General features: G+C 52.0%; 16 protein-coding genes. All 16 read right to left on the reverse strand.

The genetic code is table 11. From position 1 onward, the window contains the following. Nucleotides 1-11: 11 nt before the first annotated feature. Nucleotides 12-905: a flagellar hook-basal body protein gene (locus tag PUT07_RS33180; RefSeq protein ID WP_274473086.1), complete on the reverse strand. Its 894-nt coding sequence runs from the start codon at nucleotides 903-905 to the stop codon at nucleotides 12-14. 26 nt (nucleotides 906-931) lie between these two features. Beyond that, the gene (locus PUT07_RS33185) at nucleotides 932-1,930 is read right to left on the reverse strand and encodes a rod shape-determining protein (RefSeq protein ID WP_274473087.1); all 999 of its coding nucleotides are present in this window, start codon (nucleotides 1,928-1,930) and stop codon (nucleotides 932-934) included. A 164-nt stretch (nucleotides 1,931-2,094) separates the two neighbouring features. Continuing rightward, nucleotides 2,095-2,385, reverse strand: a complete 291-nt coding sequence (spoIIID, locus tag PUT07_RS33190) for a sporulation transcriptional regulator SpoIIID (protein WP_029195640.1) — start codon at nucleotides 2,383-2,385, stop codon at nucleotides 2,095-2,097. A gap of 260 nt (nucleotides 2,386-2,645) precedes the next feature. Next, nucleotides 2,646-3,380 carry a M23 family metallopeptidase gene (locus PUT07_RS33195; RefSeq protein WP_274473088.1) on the reverse strand — a complete coding sequence of 245 codons (735 nt, stop codon included), beginning with the start codon at nucleotides 3,378-3,380 and terminating at the stop codon, nucleotides 2,646-2,648. Between the two features lie 81 nt (nucleotides 3,381-3,461). Continuing rightward, nucleotides 3,462-4,505, reverse strand: coding sequence for a stage II sporulation protein D (gene spoIID, locus PUT07_RS33200; protein ID WP_274473089.1), 1,044 nt, complete (start codon nucleotides 4,503-4,505; stop codon nucleotides 3,462-3,464). A 676-nt stretch (nucleotides 4,506-5,181) separates the two neighbouring features. After that, nucleotides 5,182-6,501: a UDP-N-acetylglucosamine 1-carboxyvinyltransferase gene (gene murA / locus PUT07_RS33205; RefSeq protein WP_274473155.1), complete on the reverse strand. Its 1,320-nt coding sequence runs from the start codon at nucleotides 6,499-6,501 to the stop codon at nucleotides 5,182-5,184. A 197-nt stretch (nucleotides 6,502-6,698) separates the two neighbouring features. Then, on the reverse strand, nucleotides 6,699-6,959 hold the full coding sequence (locus PUT07_RS33210; protein ID WP_274473090.1) for a DUF1146 family protein: 261 nt from the start codon (nucleotides 6,957-6,959) through the stop codon (nucleotides 6,699-6,701). Between the two features lie 19 nt (nucleotides 6,960-6,978). After that, nucleotides 6,979-9,507, reverse strand: coding sequence for a S8 family peptidase (locus PUT07_RS33215; RefSeq protein ID WP_274473091.1), 2,529 nt, complete (start codon nucleotides 9,505-9,507; stop codon nucleotides 6,979-6,981). A gap of 303 nt (nucleotides 9,508-9,810) precedes the next feature. Next, a complete protein-coding gene (locus PUT07_RS33220; protein ID WP_274473092.1) occupies nucleotides 9,811-11,322 on the reverse strand; it encodes an NADH-quinone oxidoreductase subunit N in 1,512 nt (503 codons plus the stop codon). A gap of 4 nt (nucleotides 11,323-11,326) precedes the next feature. Continuing rightward, nucleotides 11,327-12,949 carry a complex I subunit 4 family protein gene (locus PUT07_RS33225; protein WP_274473094.1) on the reverse strand — a complete coding sequence of 541 codons (1,623 nt, stop codon included), beginning with the start codon at nucleotides 12,947-12,949 and terminating at the stop codon, nucleotides 11,327-11,329. After that, nucleotides 12,939-14,825 (reverse strand): NADH-quinone oxidoreductase subunit L, encoded by a 1,887-nt coding sequence (gene nuoL / locus PUT07_RS33230; RefSeq protein ID WP_274473095.1) that lies wholly within the window; start codon nucleotides 14,823-14,825, stop codon nucleotides 12,939-12,941. The genes PUT07_RS33225 and nuoL overlap by 11 nt, the downstream gene beginning before the upstream one ends. A 15-nt stretch (nucleotides 14,826-14,840) precedes the next feature. Next, nucleotides 14,841-15,152, reverse strand: a complete 312-nt coding sequence (nuoK, locus tag PUT07_RS33235; protein WP_274473096.1) for an NADH-quinone oxidoreductase subunit NuoK — start codon at nucleotides 15,150-15,152, stop codon at nucleotides 14,841-14,843. Nucleotides 15,153-15,154: 2 nt separating this feature from the next. Beyond that, nucleotides 15,155-15,685 (reverse strand): NADH-quinone oxidoreductase subunit J, encoded by a 531-nt coding sequence (locus tag PUT07_RS33240; protein ID WP_274473097.1) that lies wholly within the window; start codon nucleotides 15,683-15,685, stop codon nucleotides 15,155-15,157. After that, a complete protein-coding gene (nuoI, locus tag PUT07_RS33245; RefSeq protein ID WP_274473098.1) occupies nucleotides 15,678-16,130 on the reverse strand; it encodes an NADH-quinone oxidoreductase subunit NuoI in 453 nt (150 codons plus the stop codon). The genes PUT07_RS33240 and nuoI overlap by 8 nt, the downstream gene beginning before the upstream one ends. Before the next feature lie 101 nt (nucleotides 16,131-16,231). Beyond that, nucleotides 16,232-17,236: an NADH-quinone oxidoreductase subunit NuoH gene (nuoH, locus tag PUT07_RS33250; RefSeq protein WP_274473099.1), complete on the reverse strand. Its 1,005-nt coding sequence runs from the start codon at nucleotides 17,234-17,236 to the stop codon at nucleotides 16,232-16,234. Next, nucleotides 17,236-18,336: an NADH-quinone oxidoreductase subunit D gene (locus PUT07_RS33255; RefSeq protein WP_274473100.1), complete on the reverse strand. Its 1,101-nt coding sequence runs from the start codon at nucleotides 18,334-18,336 to the stop codon at nucleotides 17,236-17,238. The genes nuoH and PUT07_RS33255 overlap by 1 nt, the downstream gene beginning before the upstream one ends.

Below are 18,336 nucleotides of genomic sequence, written 5' to 3' on the forward strand. Positions count from 1 at the left end.
CGCCAGCCGGATTAGACGCGTCCTACATCGTTCGCGGCCTTATCCATACTTTTGTCGTAAGATTGAATGACTTTCTGGTTCGCTTCATAAGCGCGCAGCGCCGACATCATGTCGACCATCGATTGCGCAGAATCGACGTTGGAACGCTCGATGAAGCCTTGGCGAACTTCAACTTGATCGCCTGCAGCCACCTGCGTCACCGTAGCTTCATCACCCGGATTAATCCGCAGCAAGCCATTGCCTTCCCGCAGCAGCAAATTCGGATTCTCCGCGCGAGAGAGCATAAGCGCGATTGGCTGCCCGGCCGCATTCAGCAGCGGCAGGCCGTTGGCATCAAGGAACTCGCCCTTGTCCGTCACCTTGAAGGAATGAATCGGCTGGCCCGCTCCGTCAATAAGGAGCAGAGGTTGTCCATCGCGGCCCAGTACCTGGTTGCCGTTCGCATTCACTAACTGTCCGGTCGTATCCACGGTAAACTTACCGTTCAAGGAGTAACGCTGCTCTCCCTCGGCGTTCAACACCGTGAACAACGCTTGCGGCTGGAACGTGCGCTCGCCGTCCCCGTTCACGTACTTGCCGGATGCGTCAAACGTCATACCCGGCACTTGGATGTTGGAGACGAGGGCGAAATCGAAAGGATTTTGCGTTTCCTGCAGGTCGCCTTGCGCGTGAACGGAAATGCTCTCCTCCGAGAATACGCCTAAACTCATCCGCCCAAGGGGAGCCGTCGAGGCACCTTGTCCACCGCGTATCGTGGAAATCAGCATCTCCGGAAACGAGCGTGACAAGGCATTGCCCTGCTTAAAACCAGGGGAGTTAATGTTGGCAATATTATTCGTAATCGTATCGTGTCTGCGCTGCTCGGAGATCATGCCTGCCGCCGCGGTATACAGTCCTCTTAACATGTGTTCACCTCTTGGTTAATATCGGATCAGATTTTACGTTTGGACACCTTGTCCAAGTTATCGAGCATAATCCCTGTGCCCTTCACAACACAGGACATCGGGTCTTCCGCGATTAGCACCGGAACCTTCAGCTCGTCCGCCAACAATTGATCCAGACCGTGCAGCAAGGCGCCGCCGCCCGTCAGAATGACCCCGCGGTCGATAATATCCGCGGATAATTCCGGCGGTGTGCGCTCCAGAACGCTCTTCGCCGCTGTCACGATGGATGAAACCGGATCCCACAGCGCTTCTTGCACTTCACTGGAATGAATGGTGATCGTAAGAGGCAATCCGGAAACCATATCTCTGCCGCGAATATCCATCTCCTGATCTCTGCCGTGTGGATATACCGTACCGATCTTCAGCTTAATGTCCTCGCTTGTCCGTTCACCGATAAGCAGCTTGTACTTATTCTTGATATACTTCGTAATGGCGATGTCGAACTTGTCGCCTGCGATCTTAATGGAGGAGGAGGTGACGATGTCGCCCATGGACAGCACGGCCACATCCGTCGTCCCTCCGCCAATATCTACAACCATGTTGCCGCTAGGCTGGAAGATGTCCATTCCGGCGCCAATTGCCGCCGCCTTCGGCTCCTCTTCCATGAATACCTCCCGGGCGCCGCTGCGCTCAGCCGCTTCGCGGATCGCCTTCTGCTCGACCGAGGTGATGTTGGTAGGGGCGCAGATCAGGATGCGCGGATGCGAATACCAGTTCTTGCCCCCCACTTTGGCAATAAAATGCTTTAACATCATTTCCGTAATATCAAAGTCAGCGATAACGCCATCTTTCAATGGGCGAATCGCGATGATGTTGCCCGGAGTTCTACCGACCATGCGGAAAGCTTCTTCTCCTACAGCAAGCACGCGTTTCGTATCGCTTTCAATCGCTACTACAGATGGCTCATCGAGCACAACGCCGCGTCCTTTCACATGAATGAGCACATTTGCCGTGCCGAGATCTATTCCTATATCCTTGCTGAACATTTCAAGTTAATCCTCCCTAAATCTACCGTCCATCCCGCGAAGAACCGGCTCTCTTATAGATAGTTCTAATTATAAGCTAAATTCGCTGCAAATGCATTATTTCCTCTTTTTCCGTGAAATTTCGACATGTCCAGTTATAGGAAACCGCCGGGATGAAGGTATATTCAGGATTTAACAGTGACCAGGTTTTCGGAATGCTTCGGGTTACGCGTCTTCCGATACTTGATTTTCGTCGCTTCTCCTCCTCTAAGGTGCCTGATGGACTTGTGATACTCCAAAATGTGCTTCACCTGGTTGGCCAGGTCCGGGTTGATTTCCGGAAGTCTTTCCGTTAGATCCTTATGCACCGTGCTCTTGGAAACGCCGAATTCCTTCGCAATGGTGCGAACCGTATTCTTGGTCTCGACGATACAGGTCCCAATCTTAATGGTCCGCTCTTTGATGTAATCGTGCAATCCCCTCGCCTCCCTACTCGAGATAGTTTGGTAAAGTATATGAGGGGCATGACTAGATATTCTACGTAACCAAGCCTGACAAGCCCATTTCCCATATTTATTTTCGAAAAAATCAGGAAATAAGGGCTTTTGCGGTCTTATTTCGGAAGGACGAGCTATTTCGCACTTCGCCGCGGGGCCAAAGCCGAGGAGATGCATCACGCCTAGGCAATACAAAAAAGCAGCGGGATATACCCGCTGCCCTCCATCTATGTAGGCTCTTACTGTTTCGCGTTCAAAATCGTTTCCGGATTGACCGCTGCATTGTCGGCCGCTTGACGAACTTCGAAGTGCAGGTGCACGCCGTCTTCCTTCTCGAATTCGTTGCGTCCCGCTTTCGCGATGACGTCGCCCTTCTTCACTTCAGCGCCTTTGGTTACTTTCACTTCAGCCAAGCTTTGGTACACGGAGATCAAACCGTTGCTGTGTGTAATTTCGACAAGGCTGCCGACAACCGGATTTTGCTCGACTGCCGTTACTTTCCCGCTCAGAGCGGCCAATACGTCGAATGCGGAACCATCTTTGGCTTTCAAATCGATGGCTGTGTGCGGCGTCAATTGATCGCCATACTGAATCATAGCCGCCTGTTTCACTTCATTGGTTGCATTTGTGTCGTAGAAAGGTACGGAAACGTCAAGAGCTGCTCTGTCTTTTACCGGCCATTGCATGGTCTCTGCCTGAGCGTTAACGGCAACCGCTCCGTCTTTCGCATTGTCCGGCGCTTGCTCATCGTTGCTGCTAACCTTAATGCCCAGATCTTCTTGGCTGACTGATTTGGTGCCTGCGTCCTGGTACACCCACATTAAGGTTAAGATAATTGCCGCTGCTGCCACATACGTCGCTGGGAATACCCATTTTTTAGCAAGCAACTTCTTCCATGCGGATGGACTACCTTGTGCTCCTTGAACAGTTTTAGGAGCTTCTTCTTTTTGAAAACCTTTGTTTTGATCATTCATGGTTATCACCTCATCAACCATTCTTGACACATTTAAAGGTTTTATACTTGAAGAAAGATATTTTTATAGAAACATGTGAAATTAGGATTTTTGCAGAAAAGGCGTCGCTCGTTCGATAGAGATTCCCGTGTAGTAGTAGGTGACGATTTGCTCCGCCGTCTTGCCCTCCTTGGCCATTCCATTAGCCCCCCATTGGCTGAGACCCACGCCGTGGCCGTAGCCGTACGTCGTAAAGGTAATCTTGGAGCCGGACCATGTCCAAGCAAATTGCGAGGAAGCCAAGCCTAGCTTCTCTCTCACCTCTCGGCCGGTGAAGGTCTTGCCGCCTATCGCCATCTTTTTGATGCGATGTCCCGCCGACCATTCCAGTACCTTCATGCTTTTCGCCCCAGTCCCTGTGGTGGCAATGCTCGTAACCCCTAGCTTTTGCAGTAGGCTTTTATAAGTGAAATCTACCGTTTCTTTGTAACGCGACGAGAGCTTTACGTCCCAGGGGCTGGGCACACTGCGTAAATAAGGGCTCATGAACGGCCAATAGTCCTCTGAATTCTCGGTAAATCCATTGCTTGTCGAGAAAAAAGTAGCATTAATAGGCTTATGCTCATAGGTGAGAATCATATCTTTCGTCTCATTCACCGCTCTAGCGATTTTGGCCATATTCGTTTCATAGGTACCTGAGCCCCATCTTTCTCTCAGCTCTTGATCCGTGAGATAGGCTTGATGAGCGGTCGTATCGGTGACAAGCGCATCATCGACAGGCATATTGCTGTAATCCTTATCCAGCACCCGGCGAACCACATACGTTCTGGCGGCCATCGCCTGCGCTTTGAGCGCCTCCAGCTCGAATTCGACGGGCATTTCCGCAGCCAGGACGCCTTGCACATACTGCTCCAGCGGTACCTTCTCGACAACCGACTTCTTCGTCAAATAAACAGGAATCATCAACCCTTGCTGCGCAACCGTCTCTTGATCCGCCGCCACCCTGACAGGGGGCACGACATCATCGTCCGGAATCTTCTTGACTAGCAATCCGGGAACAAGAATGGTGACACAAAGCATAGAAGATAAACAAACAGCCATCCAGAGGATGACCCCGCGGCCAGGAACACGTTTCTTCTTCAACATCGTCTCAGCAGCCTCCATAAGCGCGTTTGCTAGCAGGTATTTTGGTATGACTTAGCTTATGAGAGGTGTTGGTAGAATAGAACAAAGGGGGGAATCAACATAGGGATTAGATGATAGGCCTGGTTAAGTGGGGATTTCTTCATGGAGCAATGCAACATTTATATGAATTTGCTTGTCTATTGAGTATAGGATTCTACATACAATGGTCGAAACGGGAATAGAACAGCTGGCAAAAAGTTCAAACGATCCGGGCATATTTGGTCCGCGGTCCTCGAGCGTCTTCTCCGGGCATACCTTCCGGAGTCCTATCGTTTCCGGTACGGTTATGGATCGTGAAACGGAAATACAAGCTCTTATTTGGATCAAATCAGCGATTATCGGCATCAAAGCGGAAATACAATGTCTTATTTGCCAAAGAAAGCTGACATCATAGCGCAAAACGGTGAAATAACGTATCCTATTTCCCCTTCCCTACCCAAACAGCTGTTTGGAAGTAAAATAGCGCATCACATTTCCGCTCCCATCCATACTGCGGCCGCTCGCACCACGTAGCAACGGTATTTGACATCGTTGCAGGCTAAATAGTTTCGTACCACCGCACTTTCGTGCAGGAGTTGTGGGATGATCTATCCCAACAAAAAAACCGCCGGATTCCTCCGACGGTTCTCTATTCATCCTATGCTAATGTCGGCTGGATATTGAAGAATCCCAGCTCCGCCGTTTCCTGTTCCACTTGCTGCGGAACCGACCGCCAAATATCGGCGCCCAAACCGCGCAATACCTCGGTAATATCGACATATCCGCGATCAATATGGTGAACCCCGGTAATCTCGGTTTCACCTTCCGCTGCCAGCGCCGCCAAAATAAGCGCAGCTCCCGCACGCAGGTCGGTCGCGCATACTTTCGCGCCCTGCAGCTTGGCGTTCCCGCTGACAATAGCAGTGCGGCCATCGACTTTAATATGCGCGTTCATGTTCGCGAATTCCTCCACGTGCATGAACCGGTTCTCGAACACGGTTTCCGTGACAAGACTTGTTCCGTCCGCCACCATCAGCAGCGCCATCATTTGCGACTGCATATCGGTCGGGAAGCCCGGGTACGGCAGCGTCTTCACGTCAACCGCACGCAGCGTTCCGCCTCCGCGCACACGAATGCCATTCTCATCTTCCTCGATGACGACGCCCATTTCTTGCATTTTGGAAATGACGGGACGAAGATGGTCACCAATAGCGCCTTCCATGTACAGCTCGCTGCCCGTAATAGCCGCAGCGATCATATATGTACCTGCTTCTACGCGATCCGGTATTACCGTATGTACGGCCCCACGAAGTTTCTCTACGCCTTCAATGCGAATAACGCCTGTGCCCGCGCCGCGAATCGTGGCGCCCATGGCATTCAAATAGTTCGCTAAATCGACAATTTCCGGCTCTTTGGCGGCATTCTCGATGATGGTCGTGCCTTCCGCGAGCGTGGCTGCCATCATAATATTCTCGGTTGCGCCTACGCTGGCGACATCCAGATAAATTTTGGCACCCTTCAGGCGCCCCTTCACTCTGGCCTCAATATACCCCTGTCCAAGCTCGATCTCGGCGCCCATGGCTTCAAAGCCTTTGAGATGCTGATCAATTGGCCTCGTACCGATCGCACAGCCGCCCGGCAGCGAAATTCTCGCTTGGCCCCGTCTGGCGAGAAGCGGACCCATCACAAGGAAAGAGGCTCTCATTTTACGGACTAAATCGTAGGATGCTTCACAGGTGTCAATGCTTTCTGCACAAACACGAATAACTTGACGGTCATAGGCCACTTGAATGCCTAAGCTTTGCAATACTTTATTAATGACTAGTACATCGTCAAGGGGAGGCGCATCGTGGATGACGCTTTCACCTTCCGACCCCAGAATGGAAGCTGCAATAATCGGCAGAACCGCATTTTTCGCTCCGTTGATTTTCACATTGCCAGCTAGCTTTCGGCCACCGCGGACGATAATTTTGCTCATCATGGTCCCTCCGCGCACTTATTTTAATTACAAGGTCTCACACATTTTCTAAGTTTATCATCTCAAGCTACATAGTTACAACTGTGTTCTTTTGGCATTCGCGCACATCTACATAGAGTTCGAACAGGATCTTCATTTTCGATCCGTTCTACTATCCATTGTTGACAACATTTTAATGCATTATTCGAGTTTTGGAATTAAAACATCCGGCCGAAGCCCATGGAGAGACCCAAATACTGAATGAAAAAGCTGGCTACCAATTGCCCGAGTCCGATCGCAAGCAGGATCTGCAGCATGATCGCTTGGGCACCTTTCGGCTGCTTAAGCAGCACATCGAAGCGGAACGCCTGCAGCGCCCACCAGGCCAAACCGATGCAGATAATATACACAACGATATCAACCATATTCATGACCGAAGCATACTTCGCCGCTTCATTCCATTTGTCCGTTTCTCCCATAGGTCACTCCTTCTCGGTTCTACCGATTCAAGACTTTCGCCAGCATCGAGACGAACTCGGCGCGCGAAGCCTGCCCGTCGGGCTGGAAAGTTCCGTCCGCGTAGCCGGTAATCCAACCGTCCGCGTACATTTGTTTCAAGATCCCAACCCCCCAATAGGACTCATCGACATCGCTAAAAGGAGAGTTGCCCCGCTTCTTCCCTGTCATATTCATGCTGCGGGCAAGCATTTGCGTCATTTCCATGCGGGTCAGGGTGCGGTCAGGTCCGAAGGTGCCGCCCGGGTACCCGGACACGATATCCGCTTGCAGCGCTTTGGCTACGTATTCGTAAGCCCAGTGCGAAGCGTCCATGTCGCTGAACTTCAGTTCTTTGCGCTTGGTCAGCTTCAAAGCTCGAGTAAGCACTGTCGCCGCTTCAGCGCGCGTAATCGGTTGATTCGGAGCAAAGCGATAATTGCCGTATCCGCCAATCACGCCTTGATCCGTTAGCTTGCTGATGGCCTCTTGCGCCCAATGCCCTTCAATATCGGCATAGCCGCTAATCAGCGTATAACTGCCGATCTTGAGACGGTACATCTGACTCATGAACCATTGGCTGGCTTGAAGCTTAATATAATAAGTGCCAGCATCCAGCGTCTTCTCAACGAATAGCTGTTCCGTTCCGTATTCATTGCGGTAATAGCCTAATTGCTTCATAGAGCTGTCGTACAGTGTGGCATACATGGTCCGGGATGCCGGAATGTTCGTAAGACGTACTTGCGCGAGTCCGTTCTTAGCCATCCGGAATTGGAACCAATCGAAGTCTTCATTGTTGTTAAACAAACCTTCATACACCGAATTCATTGCGGCGAAAGTCGCTTGATACGACTTGTCGTTAGGTTCGTTAGGATCGATCAGCTTCGGATCGTAATCAATCTCAAGCGTATATTCGCCTGTAATCGGCTCCGAATAGTCTTTCACATTGCTGACACGAATATAGTACTGGCCCGGGAAAACGTCCATTTGGGAGCTGACCTCGATACCGCCGTCGCCGCCTTGATCGAGCGTGATCGATTTCTCCCCTTCTTTCTGGAAAAGGAGCATCGGATCGATGCGCCCCGTATCCACGGACAGTTTCAACCGCATCGTTCCTGAGTGCGTCAATGACAGGACGAACCAGTCGATGTCCCCTTTCGCATGAAAGGTTCCGCGAATCGTTTGACTCCGTTCAGGCAATGCAAATGCTTTGTACTGCTTGTCATTATCTTCGAACGGATCGGTATAAATGGCAAAATTCGTTCGCAAGCTATAACTGATCCCGGTCTGCCGGGCAGCGTCTACGCTCTGAAGCTGCACATACGTAAGACCTTTCGTTACTTTCACCCGGTAAGGTTGGCTCGCGTCCGATGAGCTGTTCGATACGAACGTCTCGCCGGAATCAAAACGTACCCGAATGCCCGAAGCGTCCGTGTTCTGCAGCCAGAACTCGATATAGCCGTCGTAGGCGGCATCGATGACATACCAATCCTCATCCCGCCCCGAGGAAAGCGCCGCTTTCACGGAAGTATGTACGGGAAGCTTAGCTGCTTGATTCTGATGATCATTAGGTTCGAAACGATCTTCATTATAAGGCTGTGTCAGCGCCAAATCCACTCTCAGAAGACCGTAACCGGTTCTGGAATCCCAACCGTCGGAAGTCAAATTCTCCGCCGTTTGTTCAAGCTGCGAACGCACTTGGTACGCACTCATGGCGGGGTACTTGCTCCACACCAATGCGGCTGCTCCGGCCACCTGCGGCGCAGACATCGAGCTGCCGTCCTGATACTGATAGCCGCCTCCGAGCGCCGTCGTATATACATCCCACGGGGCTACCAAATCCAGCTCCGGTCCGTAATTCGACCGGGAATCCGCTTGTTTGTCGGCCGTAACGCCGCCAACGGCCAGCACCGTAGGGTACGCAGCAGGGTATTTGACACTGGTGCCTTCATTCCCGACAGCCGCTACCAACAGCACATTGTGATCTTCCGCGTACTGAACAATTCCCTGCATATAATCGGAATATTTATTCAAACCCAAGGAAAGCACGACGATCTTCGCGCCGTGATCTACGGCGTACTTGATCCCTTCCCCGAGCTTCGCTTCGCCGCCAGTGCCATCGGCCTCCAGCGCCTTGATCGGCATGATCTTCGCGATAGGCGCGATGCCGGCAATCCCTTTATCGTTATTCATGGACGCTGCGATGATGCCTGCGACATTCGTTCCATGTCCATTATCGTCAATTGGCTTCTTCGAAGGCTGAAGCAAGTTCACGCCCTCCACCAAATTTCCTACTAAATCAGGATGTGTCAAATCAACGCCTGTATCCACCACAGCCACAACAATAGGTGCACGGGTATCTCCTGCAGCAGCCCATGCTTGATCGATATGGATCATATCCAAGTAGGTCTGTTTGACCCTCATGGGATCCGTCGATACCGGGAAAGCCGCTTCCGCTTTCGTGACCATCACGGCAAGTTCCATTAGGAGCGCCATCAGAACAATGAGCCATACGTGTCGAATGAATTTCATGAAAATCACAGTTCCTTTTTTCTCGTAATGGTCTTGGTCGTTTTACCTTCTCTATCTATACCACATTACCCGTGTTCTCGATACATATAACGGATTTTCTTCGCAAAAAGTTCAGAACTTTTGAAAATAAATTAGGGGCTTTTCCACTTCAGTCTATTTTACATGGAATTGTGGGTTTTGTGTTTAATTTGGACGCAATTACCAGAGGGTGAAAGAAGTATGCAAGCGAGGGGCTTTTCCCGGGAAATAACAGGTGAAAAACAAAAAAGCTCTCCCCAGCCGGAACCGGGGAAAGCTTAAAAATTACATCATCAGAAAATCTTTCGTAAGCATGAATATGGACTCGATTCCTTTGAGCACCAGATGCGGCACGAAGCCTAGCGCTATACCAATCAGAGCGCATAACCAGACGGTGATGCCAAGACCTGCCGGCACCTTCACCTCGGTAGACTCATAATCGCTGCGCATGAACATCTGGCGCACGATGCCGAAGTAGTAATAGAGGGAGACCACGCTGGTCGCGATCATCAGAGAGCCCAGCCAATACTGCTGCGTCTGCATCGTGCCGAGAATGATGTAGAGCTTTCCGAAGAATCCGCCGGAGACGGGAATCCCGGCTAAGGACAGCACGATCAGCACCATAGCGGCAGCTGTGAATGGCGCCCGGTAATACAAGCCGCTGAAGCCTTTGGCCTCGGTGTGGCCTTCCGCACGCTCGATAATCATCAGCACGGCGAACGCGCCGATGTTCATAAACAAGTACGCGATCAGATAGAAAATAAATTCAGAGAAGTTCGCGTAATGGGTACCTGAGAAGTATGTGCCGATCGGCACCAGCAAATATCCCGCATTCGCGATACCTGAGTACGCTAACAGCCTTTTCATGTTCGTTTGCTTCAACGCGATGAAATTACCCGTTACCATCGCGATCGCAGCCATGACGGAGATCGCAAGGAACACATCGGACTGGAATTTCGTATCTTCGAAGGAGCTAAAGCCGAACAATAAGTAGAATACCCGGAATAGGATGGCGAACCCCGCACCTTTGGAAACGACGGCCAAGAAAGCCGTCACTGGCGTCGGTGCGCCTTGGTACACATCCGGTGCCCAGCTGTGGAACGGAGCGGCGGCGATTTTGAAGCCGAAGCCCGCCAGCAGCAGGAAGAACGAGACGTACAGCAGCGGCTCATAAGCCGCAACGAGTGACGGGAGCGCAGCGCCAATCTGCGAGAGATTGCTCGATCCGACCATGCCGTACAAGAAGGACATGCCATATAGAATGATCGCGGAGGAAACGCCGCCCATGACCAAATATTTGAAGGCTCCTTCGTTGGACTTGCTTTCCTTCTTCTTCATCGCTACGAGCAGATATGAGGTAATGCTGAGCAGCTCTAATCCCACATATAGCGTGATGAGGTCGCCGGATGACGACATCACCATCGCGCCCAGCGCCGCAGGCAGATAGAAGTAGTAGTATTCGCCGACATGCGGGATTTCGTCTTCCTTCACGAAGCTTAAGCTCATCAGTACGACGAAGCCGGTGCCGGCCAGCGTGAACAATTTCAGCAGATTCGAGAAATCATCCACCCGATAGCTGTTGTTCAGCAGTTGAACCGCTTCGTCGGGATTCAATTGAAGCACGACGAATACGGCGGAAATCACAATGCCGACCAAGGTCAACCATCCAATAATGGAACGACTTAACCTGCTTGGCAGGATCAAATCCAAGAGAGATAGGATGATCGCGGTGGCCACCAGCGAAAGCTCAGGGAGCAGATGCACTAAATCGGCGACATGGAGTCGAAGCTGTTCCACCGGACTAACCTCCTATCTTCCCGGCTACGCTTTGGATCAATTGATCCAAGCTGCCTATCGTTTGCTGAAGCGGCTGGCTGAGTACGCTGGGGTACACCCCGAGCAGGAGAATGAACGCCACCAGCGTAATCATCGGCACCGCCTCGATGAAGCGCGCGTCGCGAATGCCCTGCAGCACGAGGTTCGGCTGTTTCGGACCGAACGTGATGTTTAGGACCCCGCGCAGCACATAGACCGCTGCAAGAATGATTCCCAGCGTGCCGACAATAGCGTACACGCGGTGCGTCTCGAAGAGTCCGAGGAACGCGAGGAACTCGCTGATGAAGCCGGACAAGCCCGGCAATCCGAGCGACGCCATGCCCGCAATCAGCAGAATTCCGCTGATGAAGGGAATCGTAGAGGCGAGACCGCCCAAGCGATCGAGCTCGGTGGTGCCCATCCGCTCGTAGATGCTGCCGACGAGCAGGAACATCAGGGCCGAGATCAAACCGTGGGAGATCAATTGGAACACGGCGCCCTGCAGGCCGGACACGTTGAAAGCGGCAAGACCGAGCAGGACGATGCCCATATGGCTGATACTCGAGTAGGCCAGCACGAGTTTGAAGTCTTTTTGCACCATCGCGAGAATGGCGCCGTACACGATGTTGATCACGCCGAGGAGAGCCAGCATCCAGGCCCACTGCTTCGCCTCCGCCGGGAAGAATAGGATGCCGAAGCGGATTAAGCCGTAGGCTCCCATTTTCAGTAGAATGCCGGAGTGAATCATGACGACGGCAGGCGGAGCCTCCGTATGTACCTTAAGCATCCACGTATGGAACGGGAAGATCGGCAGCTTGATGCCGAAGGCAACCAACAGCATGATGAACACAGTCCACTTCATCGCTGCGCTTAAGAAGAACGGCGATCCTTCCTGGTTCACATAGGCGGCGGGATCCTGCAGTAAATTGTGCGCGATCGTATGAATATCCCCGCTATAGTAAATGATAGCTTCTGTTTGCGAAGGATCTTGATTGAAGCCTGCCGTGCTGACAAGAATCAGGAACGCGATCAGCATAATCGCCGAACCGAGCCCATTGTAGAGCAAGAAGCGGTTAGCAGCCTGCTCTCGGTTCATATACCCCCAAATGCCGATCAGGAAGAACATCGGCACGAGCGTAATTTCGAAGAACAGGAAGAACAAGAACAGATCCTGCGCCATGAAGACGCCGAACATGCCGGTTTCGAGCAGCAGGAACAGGATGTAGTACGTCTTCCAACGCTTCTTGATATACACCGAAGCCAGTGCGGCCATGCACGAGACCAGCGCCGTCAGGAACACGAGCGGCAGCGAGATGCCGTCAACCGCCATATTGTATTTGAACTCGAAGAAATATGATGTAATTTGCTGAATGCCCTCGTGATTGAGCGGCACTTTGATCCAACTCAGCTGTTCTTTGTACTGAATAGGATCGCCTTGATAGTTATAGTCGACATAAAGCCACGCCGCTAACAGGAGTGGAATCACTGTCGTGACAATACCGATCGTTTTGATCAATCGGCCCTTGTCGCTGCGGATGAAGAGCAGAACGAGCACACCCAACAGAGGCGAGAACGCAATCAGACTTAGGATGGGCAGATTAGCCGGCATGGATGAACCTCCTTCCTGCAATGGCGAGCACCAGAATCAGCATCCCCACAATCATGATGACGCCATAGGTCTGCAGCTGACCGTTTTGGAGGCGGGAACCCAGACGTCCCAGACTCACCACAGTAAAGGCGACCAATCGTACGATACCGTCAATGATATAGATATCGATCAGCTCCAGCACCAAGCCCAATCCGCGAAGCGGTCTGACGAATACGCCGCCGTAGATTTCATCGATGAAATATTTACGGTTAAGCAGCGTATACAGCCACGGTGCTTTGCTTGACACCACATCTCGAGGAATCGAGCGTTTCAGATAAATGAGATAGCCAAGCCCGATACCAAGCAGTCCGGCCAGCGTCGATAAAATGATCACCATCCAGTTCGCCTTCTCGTCATGCTCTTGGCCCGTTAACCAATGGCCCAGCCATTCGTTGAACGGCGTGTTCACGAAGCCTGCGACAACGGCCAGCACAGCCAGAACAATGAGCGGCGTCGTCATGGATGCCGGCGATTCATGCGGTTCATGGCCATGGCCGTTATGCTTCGGCGAGCCCATGAAGACGAGGAAGAACAGGCGGGACATGTAGAACGCTGTAAAGAAAGCCGCGATGACGCCGATCCAGAAGAGCAGCTGGTTATGCTCATACGCTTCTGTTAGAATCATATCCTTCGACCAGAACCCCGCGAATGGGAAAATACCGGCTAACGCCAGCGTACCGATCGCAAACGTCCAGGTCGTGATTTTCATTTTGCGCGATAAGCCGCCCATCTCGTTAATATCCTGTGTATGGACAGCGTGTATGACGCTGCCTGCACCCAAGAAGAGCAGCGCTTTGAAGAATGCATGCGTGAACAAGTGGAACATCCCCGATGTGTAAGAGACGCCGATACCGAGCGCCATCATCATGTAACCGAGCTGACTAACGGTCGAATACGCGAGAATGCGTTTGATATCGTTCTGCGCAATACCGATCGTTGCCGCGAAGATGGCTGTGAACCCGCCGACATAAGCGACGACCAGCAAAGCGTCGGGCGATGCCTGGAAAATATCGAACGTCCGTGCGACCAAATAAACGCCTGCGGCAACCATCGTTGCGGCGTGAATCAATGCCGAGATCGGCGTCGGTCCTTCCATCGCGTCAGGCAACCAAGTGTGCAGCGGGAACTGACCCGATTTGCCGATTGCGCCGACGAAGATCAGAACGGCAATCCAGGTGACGATGGTCGGATCGATTTTGCCCGTCGTAAAAGCGTTATGTATCGATGTAAAATCAAGCGCATGCCCCGGCATGTACCAGTACAGCAGGAGAATGGCAAGGAACAGGCCGACGTCCCCGATCCGGGTGACGATGAACGCCTTCTTCGCCGCTGCCTTCGCCTCCGGTTTGAAGTACCAGAACCCGACGAGCAGGAAGGAGCACACTCCTACCAGTTCCCAGAAAATGTACAGCATCAGCATGTTTTCCGAGATAACCAGGCCCAGCATGGAGAAGGAGAACAGCGCGATATAGCCGAAAAATACGTGGATCCGCTCGTCGCCTTTCATATAACCTTTGGAATAAACATTCACCAGCAAGGACACCAGCGTCACGATGACCAGCATCAATGCGTTCAGGTTATTCACCTCAAACCCCATGTTCAGGGTGAAATCCCCTACTTGCAGCCAGTTCAGCTTATCCCAGGTGTAATCCTCGACGTTCCCTCCAAGCCGTTCCACGAAAATCAGCAGGGCGACGATGAAGGAAGCCAGCATCGCAGCAATGCTGATATAGATGCCCAAGTCTTTTAATTGACGTCCCATAGCCGTAAGCGCTAGAAAAGCAATCAGCGGAAACAACGGAATGAGCCAGGCGTACTGTGAATAGTCCGATACCATATCCTTGTTAGCCTCCTAGCGCTTCATAGAATCCAAATCCGTTACCTCTACAGTTCCTCGGTTACGGTAAATCGTAATCAATATCGCAATCCCGACCGCCGCCTCCGCAGCTGCAATCGTAATGTTGAACAGTGAAAAAATCTGGCCTGTCAGCGCCGGATGATCGCCAAGCTTCGCGAAGGCAATCAGGTTCAAGTTCACCGCATTGAGCATCAGCTCGATGGAAAGCAGCACGATGACCCCGTTTCTCTTCGTCAGGGCGCCGTATAATCCGATACAGAACAGGATCGCTGCCAGCGTAAGGTAGGGAGTAATAATGTTGCCCAAAGCTAATCCTCCTCTCTCTTCGCTACGACGATCGCGCCAATGAAGGCCACCGTCAGCAGCACGGACATAATTTCGAACGGAATCACATGCTCGTTATACAGCAGTTTTCCGATTTCTAACGTATTATCTTTGCCGGCATCAAGGGTGCCCGAAGCAACGAAGGTCGTCTTCTGAATGGCATAGAACAACACGCCGAACAAGCCCAGAGCGCCGACAATCGCCAACCCTTCATGCCAAGGACGTCTTGGCTCCTCTTCTTCCCCTTGTCTGTGCTTCGTCATCATAATCCCGAAAATCATCAGAATCGAAATGGCTCCCGCATAGATCAATACCTGCACGAAAGCGACGAACTCGGCTTCCAGAAGAATGTACAGTCCGGCCAAGCTGATGAACGTAAGCGCAACGGCAATGACCATATGCACGACTTTGGTGAAAGAAATCATGAAGATCGCCCCGCCGATGGAGAGGAGAGCGAAGATGAAGAAAGCCCAGCTTGAACCGCTTGACAAGAAATCGCCGATTCCGTTAAACATCCTTCTTGGCCCCTCCTTTCGGCATGGCCGAGTTATTCTCCTGGCGGATATTCTGATTATTCTCGTTCAGCCATTGCAAATTTTTGAACAGATCGTCCCGGCTGTAGGTGCTGAGCTCGAAATTGTTCGTCATGACGATCGCTTCCGTCGGACAAACCTCCGTACACAGATCGCATAGAATACAGATCTCGAAGTTAATGTCGTACGTATCGATGACTTTTCCTTTTTTCTCAGGGTCGGGGTTGGCCTTGCCTGTCAGCGTAATGCACTCGGTCGGACAGATCCGCGCACATTGATTGCACACAATGCATTTCTCAGGATCAAAATGTTGAATACCGCGAAAGCGATCCGGCATCTTAATAGGGACGTCAGGGTATGCGTACGTGATTTTTTTCTGTGTCATGCTTTTCAACGTAACGCCCAAGCCTTTCATTATGCCCTTCATTCCAATTCACTCCTTAGCGTTTTGCCTGATGCAAAACGGTCATCGCCAAGCGCGGGGCCAGCGTTTTCCGTAGGATAGTTACTCGTCGAGCGCATGCTTCATTAGAAAATGGCCATGACAATGGCCGTCACCAGCATGTTGACCAGGGCTAATGGCAGCAGCACCTTCCAGCCGAAGCCCATCAGTTGGTCGATTCGCACCCGAGGGAGCGTCGCGCGCAGCCAGAACAGCACGAATACGACGAAGGAGAACTTGAGCAGGAACCAGATAATTCCCGGGATAAAATCAAGGAACGGGAACGGTGCATGCCACCCTCCCAGGAAAATCAATGCGGTCAGTGAAGCGATGATGAATACATACACGTACTCCGACAGCATGAAGAAAGCGAAACGGAAGCCGCTGTATTCGACGTGATACCCGGCGACCAGCTCGGACTCGGCTTCCGGCAGGTCGAACGGCGTCCGGTTCAATTCCGAAACGCCGGCAATGGCGAAAATAATAAAGCCCAGAATCTGAGGAATGAAATTCCAATGCCAGAAGCCCCCGGCTTGATGATCGACGATCGTATGCAGATTCAGACTGCCTGTCATCATGATAACGCCGATGACGGAGATGACGAGCGGCACTTCGTAGCTGATCATCTGGGCCGCTGAGCGCATGCCGCCGAGCAGTGCGTATTTATTATTCGACGCCCATCCGCCGAGAATAATTCCGATCGTGGAAATTCCCGTTAGGGCCACGTAGTAGAGGAGACCCGCATTCAGGTTAGCGTTAAACATCCGATCCGAGAAAGGGATCGCTGCGATAATCGTAAACGATGGGATGAACGTAATGATCGGGGCCAGAATGAACAGCTCCCGCTCGGCCTTCTTCGGAATCGTATCTTCCTTGATCAGGAGCTTGAAGACGTCCGCGACACTCTGCAGAAGTCCTAACGGCCCTGTCCGGTTAGGTCCGATCCGCAGCTGCATCCAGCCGATGACCTTCCGCTCGAAGTAGATGGCGTACGTCACGAAGCCCAGCACCAGAAGCAGCATAACAACGCCCCAGAACAGGAATACGAAGAAGTTCGTCCATGTCAGGCTCTCTTCCAGCAAATTCACCATTAGGCATCCACCTCCCCAACGACAATATCGATACCGCCCAGAATCGTAATCAGGTTGGTCATCGTTTCACCGACCAGCAGCTTGGGCAAAATTTGCAAATTCACGAAGGAGGGTCTGCGGAATTTCAGGCGGAATGGCTCCTGCTTGCCCCGCGAGATGATATAGCAGCCGATCTCCCCGCGCGGGGACTCGATCGCGGCGTAAACTTCACCTTCCGGCGGACGAATGACACGGGGCACTTTGCCCATCGTTTCCCCTTGCTCCGGAAATTGTGCCACAGCTTGCTCCAGAATGCGCAGCGACTGCTTCACTTCCTCCATTCGTACCAAATAGCGGTCATAGCAATCTCCGCCGCTTCTTACGGGTACGTCGAACTGAAAGCGGCTGTACAAGCTGTAAGGCTGCGTCTTGCGGATGTCCCAATCAATGCCGGTGCATCTCAAGTTAGCGCCGCTCAGCCCATACGCGATGGCCGTATCCGCATCGTATTTCCCTACGCCCTTAATCCGCGAAAGGAAGATTTCGTTACCGGAAACAAGGGTATGATACTCTTCCAATTTCCCGTACATATATGGGATGAATCTTCTTACTTTCTCGATCCAGCCGTCCGGTGCGTCCCATTTGACCCCGCCTACACGCATGTAGTTGTAGGTCAGCCGGGCTCCGCAGAGCTCATTGAACATGTCGATGATCATTTCCCGGTCGCGGAATGCATACAGGAATGGACTCATAGCGCCGATATCGAGCAGATACGTCCCCCACCAAACCATGTGAGAAGCGATCCGCTGCAGCTCCATTACGATCAAGCGGAGGAATTCCGCCCGTTCCGGAACTTCCAGCCCCATCAATTTCTCCACGGCATGCACAAGCACGTAATTGTTCGTCATGGCCGATACATAATCCATGCGATCCGTGTAAGGGATAATCTGGGTATAACTCAAGTTCTCAGCCAGCTTCTCGGTTCCTCTATGCAAATACCCCATAACGGGGATAGCTTCTTTGATAATTTCTCCATCGAGCTTCACGATGACGCGAAATACGCCGTGCGTACTCGGATGCTGAGGACCAACGTTTAGCAGGAGCTCTTCTGTCCGTAACAA

This window comes from Paenibacillus sp. MAHUQ-63, assembly GCF_028765165.1.
Lineage (GTDB): Bacteria > Bacillota > Bacilli > Paenibacillales > NBRC-103111 > Paenibacillus_E.